The organism is Burkholderia pseudomultivorans (assembly GCF_902499075.1).
Classification (GTDB): Bacteria; Pseudomonadota; Gammaproteobacteria; order Burkholderiales; family Burkholderiaceae; genus Burkholderia; species Burkholderia pseudomultivorans.
In genome coordinates, this window is record NZ_CABVPP010000028.1 from 54,831 (window position 1) to 70,002 (window position 15,172).

Sequence of the window (15,172 nt, forward strand, 5' to 3'; positions counted from 1 at the left end):
GCACGACTTCACGGGTTCAACGAAGCATGCGGGCGCGATCCGCCACGCCGTCGCCGGATGCGTCAGGCCGCCGCCATCTCGACGCGATGCGCACACGATCGCCTCCGTCACGAGCCGATCGTCGCGACCGGATCGACCCGCGACCGCGCATCGCGCCGACCACCGATTCGTCCTGCAAGGAAAACGCCACATGTCATCGCTCCACTCTTCCGCTCGCGCCGTTGCTGCCTGCGTCCTGCTCGCCGCATCGGCCGCCGCGCCGGCCGCCGGCCCGACCACGCGCGACGTGGCCGCCGAAGCCGCGAACCGCCAGCTCGTGCTGACCTTCTACGACCGCTTCTTCAACAAGCACGAAGCAGTCGAAGCCGCCGCCGTGGTCGCCGACGACTACAAGCAGCACAACCCGCACGTGCCCGACGGCAAGCAGCCGTTCGTGTCGTACTTCGTCGGCGCGTTCAAGAAGAATCCGGAATCGCGCGCGCGCATCGTGCGCAGCGCGGCCGACGGCGATCTCGTTTACCTGCATGTGCACGCGACCGAGCATCCGGGCGATCGCGGCGAAGCGGTCGTCGACATCTTCCGCGTGAAGGACGGCAAGATCGTCGAACACTGGGACGTGATCCAGCCGGTACCCGAACAGGCGGCGAACGCGAACACGATGTTCTGACGCAACGGAGACGGCCGCGCGTCGCACTCGACACCCCGACGGCCCGCAACGACCACCGCCGCCGCACCTCTCCTCCGGCGACCCCGCGCCACAGCCGATTCCGCCAGCGCAAAGCGCCGACGCCAGGCGCAGCCCCCGCTGTCCCGCCAAGACGAAGTCCCCTACAATCGGGGCTTCGCCGCCGCACCGGCTGCGGTTCGCGTGTCCGCACCGCGCGCCGCACCCGCTGCGCACGGCCGGCGCCCGCAGCCGATCGCGCAGATGACGTCAACGATGCCCCCCGCCCACCTATCCCTGAGCCGCGCCGGCGATCTGGTCGCCAGCCTCGGCAGTCCGCAGTTCCCCGCCCGGCTGTGGGCCTGGCTGCGCGAAACGGTCGATCCGCAGTCCCATTACAGCGTCGCGACGCGCTACCGCCGCGGCGCGACGCCGCAATCGGTCGACGGCGTCGACGTGCTGTTCTTCGCGGGCGGCGACGATCCCGACGGCACGCGCCACGCGCTCGACCTGTATACACAGGGCGACTGGCGCTCCGACACGCTGCTCCCGCATATCGAACGCCTGACCGATTCGCAGCTCGTGTTCTCGTGCAACCAGGACATCGACACGGCCACCGAATACGGCCGCTATTTCGCGCTCGGCGAACTCGGCGAAGACTGCACGCTGCTCGGCAGCGAGCGCGACTACGTCTACGCGTTCTCGCTGTTCCGCCGGCGCGGCCAGCCGTCCTATACGCTGGCCGAACTGAACCTGCTGCGGCAGCTCGGCGATTTCGTGCTGCCGCTGCTGATCCAGCACGCGCGGCTCGCGCGACTGGCGCCGCGGCCGGACGAAGGCGCGCTGCTGCAGCGCTTCGAGCAGCGGCTGTCGGCGAGCGGCGCGGCGCTGTCGCAACGCGAGCGGCTCGTCTGCCGCGCGGTACTGCAGGGCTGCCCGATCCCGCAGATCGCCGACACGCTCGCGCTCAAGCCGAGCAGCGTGCGCACCTATCTCGGCCGCGCACTCGCGAAGCTCGGCGTCGCGAACCGGGCCGGACTGTTCGCCTGGTGCGTGACCGACGAGGAACCGCCCGCGCAGCGGGTATGACGGTGCCTCGCGTCCACCGCCATCACCTTTGTCGCGGCTTGTCCTCAAAACGATGACAGACAGACAGCCGCCCCGCTCCTAGTATCTGACTCGTCCGACGACACGAACCTGTCGGATGCCACGGAGATACGGAATGCCGAAGTCCCGATCGATGCCGGCCTACATGGCCGGCCACGCATCGCCTGCCGAGGTGCCGACCGGCACCCATCGGCGGAACCGGCATCCCGCACCGCCGGCTTTAGCCGGCCTCCGCCGCGGCGCGGCGCCGCCCGCCCCCGCCGTGACGTAACGCCCCGCCTTTCATTCCAACCCGCCCGGGTCCACGCGACCGGACGAGCCCGCCGGCCCGTCCGGCGGCTTCGTGCACCCGTCGCACTCCCACCCCGATCCGGAGGAGACAATGCAATACGCCGATACCGTCTATCTGAACGGCCTGCTTTACACGGGCGACGCGCAGCGCCGCTTCGCCCAGGCGCTCGCCGCGAAAGACGGCAAGATCGTCGCCGTCGGTCGCGACGACGATATCCGCCCGCTGGCCGGCCCCGCGACGCGAACGGTCGACCTGGCCGGCAGGCTGATGCTGCCGGGCCTCATCGACGGCCACGTACACCCGCTCGAAGGCCATCAGATCCTCGGCGACTTCGACCTGTCCGGCGTCAACGATCCCGACGCGATCCTGCAGCGGATCCGCGCATGCGCCGACGCGACGCCGAACGAGCCGTGGGTGTATCTCGGCGGCGCCAACCTCGCCGCATTCGGCGCGTATCCGACGCGCGAGCTGCTCGACCGCATCGTGCCAGACCGGCCGCTGCTGGTGGTCGGCTTCGACGTGCACAGCGGCTGTCTGAACACAAAGGGGCTCGAGGCGGCCGGCATCACGGCCGACATGCCGGACCCGGCGGGCGGCGTCTACGAACGCGATGCGTCGGGTGCGCCCAACGGCGTCGTGCACGAAGCGGCGTTCTACCGCGTGTGCCCGACCATTCCGCAACTGAGCCCGGCCGGCTATCCGAAATCGCTCGCGAAAGCGCATGCGATGGCGCATGGCTACGGCATCACGGGCTGGTTCGACGCGCGCGTCGAGGAAGCCGAGCTGAAGGCGTACGCGGAGGCCCAGCACGCCGGCAAGCTGAAGGCCTACATGAGTGCGGGCCTCTATGCGAACCCGCGCCGCGATCCGCGCGAGCAGATCGAACGCTTCGTCGCGTGGCGTCGCGAATATGAGCGCGACAACCTGCGCCTGCATACCGTGAAGATCTTCGTCGACGGCGTGCCCGAATCGAAAACCGCCGCACTGCTCGAACCGTATGCCGGCACCGACGACTGCGGCCTCGCGCTGTGGAGCCAGGATGCGCTCGACGAGATCTGCCTGCTCGCCGATGCGGCCGGCTTCGACCTGCACTTCCATACGCTCGCCGACCGCGCGGTACGGATGACGCTCGACGCGCTCGAATACGTGCAGCGCCGCAACGGCATGCGCGACCGCCGCGCGCAGCTCGCGCACCTGCAGATCGTCGACCCGGCCGACATGGGCCGCTTCAACCGGCTCGGCGCGATCGCCAGCGTGCAGACGCTGTGGACCGCCGCGCGCGCCGAACAGCAGCAGCTCTATCGCGACCTGCTCGGCGACGAGCGCACCGCGCGCAACTATCCGTTCCGCAGCATGCGCAACGCGGGCGTGATGCTCGCGGCCGGTTCGGACTGGTCGGTCAGCACGATGGATCCGATGCAGATCATCCAGACGGGCGTCACGCACCGCTTGATCGACCAGCCCGACAGCCCGCCGTGGAACCCGCACGAGTGCCTCGACCTGCTGACGATGCTCGAGGCCTATACGGTGAACACCGCGTACGCGCTGCGCTTCGACGACTGCACGGGCTCGCTCGAAGCGGGCAAGGACGCGAGCTTCGCGATCCTCGACCGCAATCCGTTCCTGCACCCGGTCGAGACCTTCGCGCAGGCACGCGTGCTCGAAACCTGCTTCCGCGGCGAGATCGTGCACGCCGTGCCGGGCTGGGCCGACTGAACTGCAGACTGAGCGGCCGACTGCATGACCGCCCCGGCGGCCGGCCGCGCCGCCCGTCAGGCGACGTGCAGCGCCAGCACCTGCTCGGTCGTCAGCACGTCGCCGAACACGTCCGTCAACGCGGCCAGCGTCGCGCGGTGGAGCGCGTCGTGCGGCACCGTGCCGCCAGCCGCGATGTCGAGGTCGCGCGTCGCGCAGGCGTCGTCGACGACGATCACCGCATAGCCGAGCGGCACCGCGTCGCGCGCCGCGCCGGCGACGCACGCATGCGTCATCAGGCCGGTGACGATCAGCGTGTCGATGCCGGCCGCCTTCAGGCGCGCATCGATGTCGGTAGTCGGAAACACGCTGACCGAGGTCTTTTGCACGACCGTGTGATGCGGCGCCGGCTGCAGGTCGGCATGGAACCGGAAGGCGTCGCTGCCGTCGGCGAACAGCGGGCTGTCGGCCGGGCCGACATGCTGCACGTGAAATACCGGAATGCCAGCGCGATCGGCGAACGCGATCACGCGCTGCGCATTGCCGAGCGCGCGTGCGCCGTCCGGAATCGGCAGCCGGCCGCTGAAATATTCGTTCTGGAAATCGATCACCAGCAGCGCGGTGCGCGCCGCGTCGATCGACGTCGGCGCCGTTGCGCCGGCCAGGGTGCGGATGGTCGGATGTTGCATGGGTCGTTCTCTCGGTTGGCACATCGTACGGAGCGGCGAGCCGGCGCTGCCGGCGCCGCCGGGCGCGGCCCGCGAGCCGTTCACGCCGGGAACGGGCTCGCGTCGACCGCGAGGCGCCAGTGTCGGTCCGCGCGGCGCGGCGCAACAGCGGCGCGCAGGACAACCTCCGACAGGATCGGGCCAAGCTGTGCGGCAGGCGTCGGCGCTACGACAGCGCGGCCGTTCTCGCCGAATACCGGCAGCAGGCTCGTCGGCGCGCCCGTCACGACCCACGCGACAGCCAGCGCCGAGCCCGCGATGCTAACCATCGAACGATTCGACAGTCACCCTGCGGCCCGCGCCGATGTGCCGCCCGCGCGGGCGGGGCATCGGGTTACTCGGCGCTGGTCAGCGGCTCGCCGCGAAACTGCCGGCGCGCGAGCACGCACGGCGCGCCGTCGCGCATGAACACGCTCGCAGCCAGCCCGAACGACGCCGCGAACAGCACGTACCACGCGGGCGCGACGGGCGAACCGCTCGCACGCGTGAGCCAGGTGACGATGAACGGTGCGAAGCCGCCGAAGATCATCACCGCGATGTTGTACGCGAGCGCGATGCCGGTGGACCGCGTGCGCGTCGCGAACTGCTCGGCGAGCGCGGTCGGTGCAGGGCCGTAGGTCACGCCGATGATCGTGCAGATCACCAGTTGCATCACGAGCAGTCGGCCGACGCTCGGCGCGGCAGCCAGCCATGAGAACAGCGGATAAGTAACCGTCAGCAGCGCCAGCATGCCGGCGAGCAGCACGGGCCGGCGGCCGATGCGGTCGGACACCATCGCCGCCAGCGGGATCGTCAACGTCAGCAGCGCGACCGCCGCCATCTGCGCCTCGAACACCTGGTCGAGCGGCAGCCCGAAGGTCCGGTTCGCGAACGTCGGCATGTTGACGAGCATCACGTAGAACACGGCCGTGCCCGTGATCGTCTGCCCCATCGACACCAGCACGCCGCGCAGGTTGTCGCGCAGCACGCGCGCGACGCTGGCCGGCGGCTCGGCCGGCGACTGGCTGGCTTCGACGAACGCGTCGGTCTCTTCCATATGGCGGCGGATCCACAGCCCGACCGGCCCGATCAGCAGCCCGACCGCGAACGGCACGCGCCAGCCCCAGCTGTCGAGCGCGCCGGCCGACAGCGACTGCGTGGCCCACGCGCCGATCGCGGCGCCCGAGAACACCGCGAGACACTGACCGATCAGCTGCCACGATCCGTACAGCCCGCGCCGGTGCGCGGGCGCGCTTTCGACGAGGAACGACGTCGCGCTCGCGTATTCGCCGCCGGTCGCGAAGCCCTGCAGCAGCCGGGCGATCACGATCAGGATCGGCGCCGCAGGGCCGATCGCCGCATAGGGCGGCGCGAACGTGATCAGCGCGATCGACAGCGTCATCAGCAGGATGATCAGCTGCATCGCGGCCTTGCGGCCCTTGCGGTCCGCATAGAGCCCGAGCAGGATGCCGCCCACCGGGCGCATGAAGAAGCCGACGCCGAACGTCGCCAGCGACATCAGCAGCGACGCGTACTGGCTGTCGGCCGGAAAGAACAGCCTCGCGATGATGCCGGAGAAAAACCCGTAAACGATGAAGTCGTACCACTCGAGGGTATTGCCGACGACAGCGGCAACCACTTGCCGATGCCGCGTGTTCCGAGCTGAATCAGCGCGCATGCGTGTCTCCTGCAGTCTCATGGGGCCGCGCCGCCCGATGCGTCGCGCCATGCCTCCGGCACGACGCATGCGGCCTGCCTGTTGGTGTGCGCCGGCCCGCACGGCACAGCGGACGCCGGCATCCAGCCGCCCGCCTGCCGGCACGGGGCCGACGTGAACCGATGATAGGCACGCAGAAAATACGCATCAATTAAGCCGGGTGGCGAAGCATTAGCCGCAGACTAAATGTCCGGACCGGCCGTCGCCCGCGCCGTTCGCCCGGCTTTTCGCGCATTGTGACGGCCGCGGTTCTCGGGCAGAATTTTCGGCCGACCTGCTTTCGCCGCCCGACCATGCGCAATCGCATCAACGAAGAGATCACCTTCCGCAAGCTCGAGGTGCTCCTCGCGTTCATGGAAGCCGGCAGCCTCGCGAAAGCGGCCGAAGCGCTCGGCGTCAGTACGGTCAGCGTGCACCGCGCACTGCATACGCTGGAAGAAGGCATGCATTGCGCGCTGTTCCGCCACGAAGGCCGCAACCTGATCCCGACCGAAGCCGCGCAAGTGCTGGCCGAAGTCGCCGGCGAAGTGATCAAGACGATGACCGACGGGATTCGCGCGACGCGCGAGGCGGCCGGCTACGGCGCGGGCCAGTTGAAGATCGGCTCGCTCTACTCGCTGACGATCCGCACCGTCCCCGAAGTCGTGATCGCGCTGAAGGAGCGCCGCCCGGAGCTGCAGGCCGAGCTCGTGCTCGGTTCGAACGCGGACCTGCTCGACAAGCTCAGGCAGGGCGCGATCGACGCGACGCTGATGGCGCTGCCCGAGCCCGATGCGGAAATCGAATCGATCGCGCTGTTCGAGGACGAGATGTTCTTCGCCGCGCCGATCGATTCGCCGTATGCGCGCTGCGATGCGATCGATCTCGGCGCCTGCCGCGACGAGCCGTTCGTGTCGCTCGGCGACGGCTTCGCGACGCACCAGGGTTTCACGGAAGCGTTCCGCGCCGCCGGCATCACGCCGAACGTCGCGATGCGGGTCGGCGACATCTTCTCGCTGATCAACCTCGTGTCGGGCGGCGTCGGCTATTCGCTGCTGCCCGGCCGCGTACGCGACCTGTTCGCGCACAAGATCGCGCTCGTGCCGCTCGCCGCGCACACGATCCGCCAGACGATCGGCCTGAGCTTCCTGCATCGTCGCGAACGCGACCCGAACCTGCTCGCGCTCGCGACCGTCTGCCGGCTGACGGTCAAGGCGTCGAATCCGGGCTGACGCGCGCGCCGGCCGTTCATCGCGACGGCACGCCGCCGGTTCCCCGTCCGCCGCCGCTTGCGCAACGGCGCGCCCCTCGCCAGCACGCTGCGCCGCACCGCGTCGCGTCGCCGCACGAAGTCCGCGCTCTAGTCCGTTCGGACGGCACGCAGCGCGTCCTTTGTTGCCATCATGGCCGTCACCGCTTCCCGCGCCGCATCGCACGGCGCAGCGCTTTCGCGCGCCCCGCCACGGAGACAGGATGAACGACCCGGTTCTCGGCCCCATCGACCAGCTCGGCTATGTCGTTGCCGACCTCGGGCGCAGCATCGCCGCTGCGCACGCGTGGAACGGTACCGATCCGGTTCGCATCATCGACGTGTCCGCCGCCTCCGTATAAGCGGCAGTGCACGCGTCCCTTCTCACACTCACAGGAGCAAAGCATGACGAAACGACTCGAAGGCAAGGTGGCGCTGATCACGGGCGGCGCCCGCGGCCAGGGCGAAGCGGAGGCGCGCCGGTTCGTCGCCGAAGGCGCGCGCGTGGTGATCGCCGACGTGCTGGACGACGCAGGCCGGCGCGTCGCCGCCGAACTCGGCGACGCTGCGCGCTACCAGCATCTGGACGTCACGCGCGAGGACGACTGGCAGACCGCCGTGCACGCGACGCTCGCGCATTTCGGCCGGCTGGACATCCTCGTCAACAACGCGGCGATCCTGAAGCTGATCCCGATCGAAGCGTGTTCGCTCGACGATTACCGCAAGGTCATCGAAGTCAACCAGGTCGGCTGCTGGCTCGGCATGAAGTCGGCGCTGTCCGCGCTGAAGGACGCGGGCGGCGGCGCGATCGTCAACGTGTCGTCGACGGCCGGGATGGAAGGCGTCGCGGGCGGCAGCGCATACGTGTCGAGCAAGTTCGCGGTGCGCGGGATGACCAAGGCCGCCGCACTCGAATTCGGCCGTTACGGCATTCGCGTGAACTCCGTGCATCCGGGCGGCATCGACACGGTAATGGCGCGCCCGCCCGAATATGCGGACTTCGATCCGTCGTCGGTCTACGGCGGCCTGCCGATCGCGCGCATCGGCAAGCCGGACGAAGTGGCGAGCCTCGTGCTGTTTCTCGCGTCCGACGAGTCCGCATATTGCACCGGCGCCGAATTCATCGTCGATGGCGGCCTGCTCGCCGGCACCGCGTTCCACTGACACGCGCGGAAACGGCAACGCCGCCGGCGGGTTGCCCGGCGCGGCGGCGTCGTCTGCGAGCGTCGCGTCGCGAAACGCGGCGCTCAGTACCCCTTCGGCTGGATCGCCGGCGCGCCGCCGCTGCGTGCGGACGCCCTGCCGCCGCGCACGAAGCGGCGTCCGTGCGGCCCGTACACGCCGTCCGGTTCCGGATACAGCGTCAGCAGCACGAAATACAGCATCCCGCCGACCACCAGCGACACCGGCACACTGAGATCGAGCCCGCCGGCGAGATTGCCGAGCGGCCCGACGAACTGGCCCGGCAGGTTCACGAACGACAACCCGACGAACGCGGCCGGCAGCCACGCGCCCATCGCGCGCAGGTTCCAGCCGTGCGCGAACCAGTAGTGTCCGCCGCGCAGCCCGCGATTGAACACCTGCAGGTCGTCGGCGAGATAGTGGCCGCGGCGCGTCACGTAGCCGATCACCATGATCGCCATCCACGGGCAGCTGAACGTGTCGATCAGCGTCGAGAACGTCGCGACGCTTTCGACGAGGTTGAACCAGAAGCGGCCGACGAAGATGAACGCGATCGCGATCGTGCCGATCAGCAGCGTCGCGCGCACGCGGTTCAGCAGGCGCGGGAACATGCTCGACACGTCGAGGCCGGTGCCGTACAGCGCGGTCGTGCCGGTCGACATCCCGCCGATGATCGCGATCAGGCACATCGGCAGCAGGAACCAGCGCGGCGAGATCGCGAGCAGCCCGCCGACGTAGTCGTTCGACGCGATGAACGCGGGCGCCTTCGACGCGATGATGGTCGCGGTCGCGAGACCGAAGAAGAACGGCACGAAGGTCGCAATCTGCGCGGCGAACACCGCGCCGATCACGCGATGCTTCGGCGTGTGCTGCGGGATGTAGCGCGCCCAGTCGCCGAGCGTCGACGCGAACGACACCGGGTTGCTCAGCGCGACCAGCACCGCGCCGACGAACGCGGCCCAGAAGCCCGCGCTGCCCTGCTGCAGCGTGCCCGCATAGCCCGCGTCGAACATCCCCGCGAACGCGAACAGCCCGGCGACGAACAGCACGCTCGCGGCCCACACTGCGATCTTGTTGACCCACAGCATGAAGCGAAAGCCGTAGATGCAGACGATCAGCACCAGCACCGCGAACACCAGGTACGCCGCGCCGAGCGTGAAGCCGTTGACGGGCACGCCGACCATGTTGTGCGCGCCGCCGACGAGCGCGTCGCCCGAGCTCCACACGGCGAGCGAAAAGAACGCGATCGACGTGAGCAGCGCAAGGAACGAGCCGACGATCCGGCCGTGGATGCCGAAGTGCGCGCCGGACGATACGGGGTCGCTCGTGCCGTTGCGCGGACCGAACAGGCTCATCGGCGCGAGGATGCAGGTGCCGGCGAGCACGCCGAGCACGATCGCGCAGACGCCCGCCTTGAACGACAGCCCGACCAGCACGGGGAAGCTGCCGAGCACCGATGTGGAAAACGTGTTGCAGCCGCCGAACAGCAAGCGGAACAGATCGATCGGCCGCGCATAGCGCGACGCGTCGGGAATGCGCTCGAAACCGAACGACTCGACTTGCGTAATCCTGCCTTCAGCCATTTGTCTCCAACTCCTCTGGTGCGTCGGCACGGCGGGAGGCGGCGGCCGTACGACGCATCGTCATCAATTCGCGGCCACTCTAAACCAGTTCGAGGGGCGCAAATATCGCGCATTTGAGACGTTTACGACGATGGAGAGCGATGTTTTCCGGCGGGAATGCGACAGGTTCCGACGCGACACCCTCCGCGCGAACGATGCGACGTCGGCGCGCCGCGGCGGCAGGCGGCGCGCGGCAGGCGATCAGGCCCCGTTGTACGGCCCGCCGCGCTTCGATCTCGGCGATCCGGCGCCGACGGTGTGACGCATACGCGGCCGGCCTCCGGCCGCGCCGCGCCGCCCGCGCTACCGCACCGATTCCGCGAGCGGCCCCGACGCGCCCGGCCCGTCACCCGACGGCCATCCGCCCGCGAGCGCCTTGTACAGCGCGACCGTCGCCGTCGCGCTGCGCATCCGCGCATCGGCTGCCGCGTCCTGTGCCTGCAGCAGCGTGCGTTGCGCGTCGAGCACCTCGTAGTAGTCGATCGCCCCGGCCGAGAAGCGCACCTGCGCGAGTTGCGCGGCGCGCGCGCTGTCGCTCGCGGCCTGCACCAGATGCGCGGTCTCGTCGCGGCTGCGCGCGACGCGCAGCAGTGCATTCTCCGTTTCCTCGAGCGCGCCGAGCACGGTCTGCCGGTACTGCGCGAGCTGGCCGGCCGCCTCCGCGTCGCTCGCGGCGATCCGTGCGCGCACGCGGCCGACATCGAGGAACGACCAGTCGATGCCGAGCGCGATCAGGTTCGTGTCGCTGCCCGCCCGGAAGAACCCGTAGCTGTTCGTCGCGCTGCCGAGCAGCCCCGACAGCGTGAAGCGCGGAAACAGGTCGGCCGTCGCGACGCCGACGCGCGCAGTCGCCGCATGCAGCCGCGCCTCGGCCGCCGCAACATCGGGACGCCGGCGCAGCAGGTCGCCGGGCGTGCCCGGATCGACGTCGGCGGCCAGCACCGGCAGCGGCGCCGGCGCATCGAACCGGCCGATCAGCGCATCGGGCGTCTGCCCGGTCAGCACCGCGAGCCGATGCTCGTCGACGCCGATCGCGGCCTCGTAGACGGCGATCCGCGAGGTCGTCGCTTCGTACTGCGCGCGCGCCCGCGCCGCATCGAGCTCGGAGCCTCGCCCCGCGCCGACGCGCGCATTGATCAGCGCGAGCGTCTGCTGCTGGTTCGCGGCGTTGTCGCGCGCGATCCGCAGCCGTGCCTGCGAGCCGCGCAGGTCGACATAGGTGCTCGCGACCTCGCCCGCGATCGCGACGCGCACCGCGCGCAGGTCCGCCGCGCTCGCGGCCGTTTCCGCGCGCTGCGATTCGATCGAGCGTCGTACTCTGCCGAACAGGTCGAGCTCCCACGCCGCGTTGATCCCGACGCTGGAGACCGGCGTATCGCGCACGCTGCGCGGCGCGCCGAACGCCTGGTCCTTGCTCGACAACTGATGGCCGATCTGGCCGCTCGCCGTGATGGTCGGATAGCGGTCGAACGCGGCCTGCGACAGCAGCGCGTTCGACGCGTCGTAGCGCGACACCGCGGCCTGCAGATCCTGGTTCGCCGCGAGCGCCGCGTCGATCAGCCGCGTCAACGCCGGATCGCCGAAGCCGCGCCAGAACGCGGCATCGGCCTCGGCCGACGCGTCCGGCGGCGCTGCGTCGTACTGCATCGACGGATGCGCGTCGCGCGCGAAACGCGCGGCCGTGACCGTGTCGGGCCGCTTGAAGTCGGGACCGACCGCGCAGGCGGCCAGCATCGCCGACATCGCGAGCGCGGAAAGACGGAAAGCGGCGCTCATCGGTTTTCTCCTTCCAGCGTGCCGTGCTGTTCGCTCCATACGGCCGGCGTGCCGCCCGCGAGCTTGCGGATCGCTACATAGAACACGGGCGTCAGGAACAGCCCGAACAGCGTGACGCCGAGCATCCCCGCAAACACGGTGACGCCGGTCGCCGCACGCACTTCGCTGCCCGCGCCGCTGCCGATCAGCAGCGGCACCGAGCCCGCGATGAACGCGACCGACGTCATCACGATCGGACGCAACCGCAGCCGGCACGCATCGAGCGCGGCCTCGATCACGCCCTTGCCCTGGATCTCGAGCTCGCGCGCGAACTCGACGATCAGGATCGCGTTCTTGCACGCGAGCCCCATCAGCACGACGAGACCGACCTGCACGAACACGTTGTTGTCGCCGCCGGACAGCCACACGCCGAACAGCGCCGCGCACATGCAGACGGGCACGATCAGGATCACCGCGAGCGGCAGCGTCCAGCTCTCGTACAGCGACGCAAGCACGAGGAACACCAGCATCACCGCGAGCGGGAACACGACGATCGCCGCGTTGCTCTGCGTGACCTGCTGGTAGCTGAGGTCGGTCCATTCGAGCGTGATGCCCGGCGGCAGCACGTCCTTCGCGATCTGCTGCAGCTTCGCGATCGCCTGCGACGACGACATCAGCTTCGGATCGGCGTCGCCGATCAGGTCCGCGGCCGGATAGCCGTTGTAGCGAACCACCGGGTCGGGGCCGTACGCGGGCCCCACCGTCACCATCGAGCCGATCGGCACCATCTCGCCCTTCGCGTTGCGCGTGCGCAGGTTCGCGATGTCGGCGGCCGTCTGGCGGTGGCCGGCGTCGGCCTGCGCCATCACGCGGTACACGCGGCCGAACGCGTTGAAGTCGTTCACGTACATTGAGCCGAGATAGACCTGCAGCGTATTGAACAGATCGGTCAGCGCGACGCCCTGCGCCTTCGCCTTCAGCCGGTCGACCTTCACCTCGAGCTGCGGGATGTTGGCCTGGTACGAGCTGACCGGATAACTCATCCCCGGCGTCTTCGCGACCGCGGCCTGGAACGCAACGAGCGCGTTCTGCAACGCGCCGTAGCCGAGCCCGCCGCGATCCTCGAGATACAGCGAGTAACCGGAGCCGTTGCCGAGGCCCTGGATCGGCGGCGGCATCAGCGCATAGGTGATGCCGCCGCCGATCGCCGCGAAGCGCCGGTTCAGGTCCGCGTTGATCTGCGCGGCGCTGCGATGACGCTGGTCGAACGGCTTCAGGATCACGTACGAATTCGTGATGTTCGGCGTGTTCACGCCCTGCAGCGCATTGAGCCCGGCAAACGCCGGCACCATCTCGACGCCGTCGGTGCCGAGCGCGATCTTCGTCATCTGCTCGGTCACCGCGCTGGTGCGCGCGAGCGACGCGCCTTCCGGGAGCTTCGCGCCCGCGAACAGGTACAGCTTGTCCTGCACCGGAATGAAGCCGCCCGGCACCGCGTCGAACAGCAGTGCGGTCGCCGCGAGCAACGCCGCATAGACGGCGAACACCGCGCCGCGCCGCTTCAGCGTGCGTGCGACGACGCCGTGATAGCGATCGGAGCCGCGTTCGAAGAAGCGGTTGAACGGATGAAACAGCCAGCCGAACGCGCGATCCAGCGCGCGCGTCAGCGCATCCTTCGGCGCGCCGTGCGGACGCAGCAGCTTCGCGGCAAGTGCGGGCGACAGCGTCAGCGAATTGATCGCCGAGATCACCGTCGAGATCGCGATCGTCACCGCAAACTGCTTGTAGAACTGCCCCGTCACGCCCGACATGAACGCCATCGGCACGAACACCGCGCACAGCACCAGCGCGATCGCGACGATCGGCCCCGACACCTCGCGCATCGCCTGGTGCGCGGCATCGCGCGGGCTCAGCCCCTGCGCGATATTGCGCTCGACGTTCTCGACCACGACGATCGCATCGTCGACGACGATGCCGATCGCGAGCACGAGCCCGAACAGCGTCAGCGTGTTGATCGAATAGCCGAGCAGATAGAGCCACGCGAAGGTGCCGACCACCGACACCGGCACCGCGACGAGCGGAATGATCGACGCGCGCCACGTCTGCAGGAACAGGATCACCACCAGCACCACCAGCACGACCGCCTCGATCAGCGTGTGCTGCACCGCGCGGATCGATTCGCGCACGAACACGGTCGGGTCCCACACCGGCCGGTATGCGACGCCGGGCGGGAAGCGCTTCGACAGTTCGTCGAGCTTCGCGTACACGGCCTTCGCGACATCGAGCGCGTTCGCGCCCGGCGACAGGAAGATGCCGACCACCGCCGAATGCCGGTCGTTGAAATACGAGCGCAGCGTGTAGTCGCCGGCGCCGAGCTCGATGCGCGCGACGTCGGACAGCTTCACGACCTGCCCGTCGTCGCCGTTGCGCAGCACGATGTCGCCGAACTCCTGCACGGTGCGCAGCCGGCCGCGCACGTTGATCGACACGAGGAAGTCGTTCGCCTTCGGCGACGGCTCCGCGCCAAGCTGGCCGGCCGACACCTGCACGTTCTGCTCGCGCACGGCCGCGATCACGTCGCTTGCGGTCAGCCCGCGCGACGCGAGGCGGTTCGGATCGAGCCAGAGCCGCATCGCATAGTCGCCGGAGCCGTACACGCCGACGTCGCCGATACCCGTGAGCCGCGACAGCTCGTCCTTCACGTGCAGCGTCAGATAGTTGCGCAGATACAGCGAATCGCGGCTGTTGTCCGGCGAATAGAGGCTCACGTACATCAGCGGTGTCGGCGACTGCTTCTGCGTGGTCACGCCGTATTGCCGCACCTCGTCGGGCAGACGCGACAGCGCCTGGCTCACGCGGTTCTGCACGCGCACGGCCGCCGTGTCGGGATCGACGCCCGGCAGGAACGTGACGACGACCTGCAGGCTGCCGTCCGACCCGGCAACCGACTTCATGTACATGATCCCTTCGACGCCGTTGATCGCTTCCTCGAGCGGCTCGGCCACCGATTCGGCGATCTCCTTCGGGTTCGCGCCCGGATAGGTCGCGCGCACGACGACGCTCGGCGGCACGACTTCCGGATACTCGCCGGCCGGCAGCATCGGGATCGCGATCAGGCCGATCGCGAAGATCACGATCGACAGCACGACCGCGAAGATCGGCCGGTCGATGAAGAATCGGGAGAAATCCATCGCATGCCTCCC

Annotated in this window: 12 protein-coding genes; 6 read left to right on the forward strand and 6 right to left on the reverse strand. The window is 69.3% G+C overall.

The annotated features are described in order from the left end of the window. Positions 1-190: 190 nt before the first annotated feature. From BST28156_RS19110 to BST28156_RS19120, 3 genes are all read left to right on the forward strand, one after another. Positions 191-667, forward strand: coding sequence for a nuclear transport factor 2 family protein (locus BST28156_RS19110; protein WP_174903088.1), 477 nt, complete (start codon positions 191-193; stop codon positions 665-667). A gap of 273 nt (positions 668-940) precedes the next feature. Then, positions 941-1,753, forward strand: a complete 813-nt coding sequence (locus BST28156_RS19115) for a helix-turn-helix transcriptional regulator (protein WP_254596395.1) — start codon at positions 941-943, stop codon at positions 1,751-1,753. 400 nt (positions 1,754-2,153) lie between these two features. After that, complete coding sequence (locus tag BST28156_RS19120) at positions 2,154-3,779, forward strand: amidohydrolase (protein WP_174903090.1); 1,626 nt, start codon at positions 2,154-2,156, stop codon at positions 3,777-3,779. 56 nt (positions 3,780-3,835) lie between these two features. Here the strand turns inward: BST28156_RS19120 and BST28156_RS19125 are convergent, their stop codons facing one another. The 3 genes from BST28156_RS19125 to BST28156_RS19135 all read right to left on the reverse strand — a co-directional run bounded on the left by BST28156_RS19125 (position 3,836) and on the right by BST28156_RS19135 (position 6,164). After that, the gene (locus BST28156_RS19125; RefSeq protein WP_060236803.1) at positions 3,836-4,447 is read right to left on the reverse strand and encodes a cysteine hydrolase family protein; all 612 of its coding nucleotides are present in this window, start codon (positions 4,445-4,447) and stop codon (positions 3,836-3,838) included. A gap of 80 nt (positions 4,448-4,527) precedes the next feature. Further along, the gene (locus BST28156_RS19130; RefSeq protein WP_174903091.1) at positions 4,528-4,755 is read right to left on the reverse strand and encodes a hypothetical protein; all 228 of its coding nucleotides are present in this window, start codon (positions 4,753-4,755) and stop codon (positions 4,528-4,530) included. A gap of 65 nt (positions 4,756-4,820) precedes the next feature. Then, on the reverse strand, positions 4,821-6,164 hold the full coding sequence (locus BST28156_RS19135) for an MFS transporter (protein WP_437341297.1): 1,344 nt from the start codon (positions 6,162-6,164) through the stop codon (positions 4,821-4,823). Positions 6,165-6,475: 311 nt separating this feature from the next. On the opposite strand from BST28156_RS19135, the gene BST28156_RS19140 reads away from it, so the two are divergent. From BST28156_RS19140 to BST28156_RS19150, 3 genes are all read left to right on the forward strand, one after another. Next, positions 6,476-7,393: a LysR family transcriptional regulator gene (locus BST28156_RS19140; protein ID WP_174903092.1), complete on the forward strand. Its 918-nt coding sequence runs from the start codon at positions 6,476-6,478 to the stop codon at positions 7,391-7,393. A gap of 241 nt (positions 7,394-7,634) precedes the next feature. Then, positions 7,635-7,772, forward strand: a complete 138-nt coding sequence (locus BST28156_RS34780) for a hypothetical protein (RefSeq protein ID WP_254596396.1) — start codon at positions 7,635-7,637, stop codon at positions 7,770-7,772. 43 nt (positions 7,773-7,815) lie between these two features. Continuing rightward, positions 7,816-8,574, forward strand: a complete 759-nt coding sequence (locus tag BST28156_RS19150; protein WP_174903094.1) for a glucose 1-dehydrogenase — start codon at positions 7,816-7,818, stop codon at positions 8,572-8,574. A gap of 83 nt (positions 8,575-8,657) precedes the next feature. On the opposite strand, the gene BST28156_RS19155 is transcribed toward BST28156_RS19150, so the two are convergent. From BST28156_RS19155 to BST28156_RS19165, 3 genes are all read right to left on the reverse strand, one after another. After that, positions 8,658-10,175, reverse strand: coding sequence for a purine-cytosine permease family protein (locus BST28156_RS19155; protein WP_174903095.1), 1,518 nt, complete (start codon positions 10,173-10,175; stop codon positions 8,658-8,660). Between the two features lie 342 nt (positions 10,176-10,517). Beyond that, the gene (locus tag BST28156_RS19160; RefSeq protein WP_174903096.1) at positions 10,518-11,990 is read right to left on the reverse strand and encodes an efflux transporter outer membrane subunit; all 1,473 of its coding nucleotides are present in this window, start codon (positions 11,988-11,990) and stop codon (positions 10,518-10,520) included. Next, positions 11,987-15,160 carry an efflux RND transporter permease subunit gene (locus tag BST28156_RS19165; RefSeq protein ID WP_174903097.1) on the reverse strand — a complete coding sequence of 1,058 codons (3,174 nt, stop codon included), beginning with the start codon at positions 15,158-15,160 and terminating at the stop codon, positions 11,987-11,989. Before BST28156_RS19165 ends, BST28156_RS19160 begins: the two co-directional genes overlap by 4 nt. Positions 15,161-15,172 lie beyond the last annotated feature (12 nt).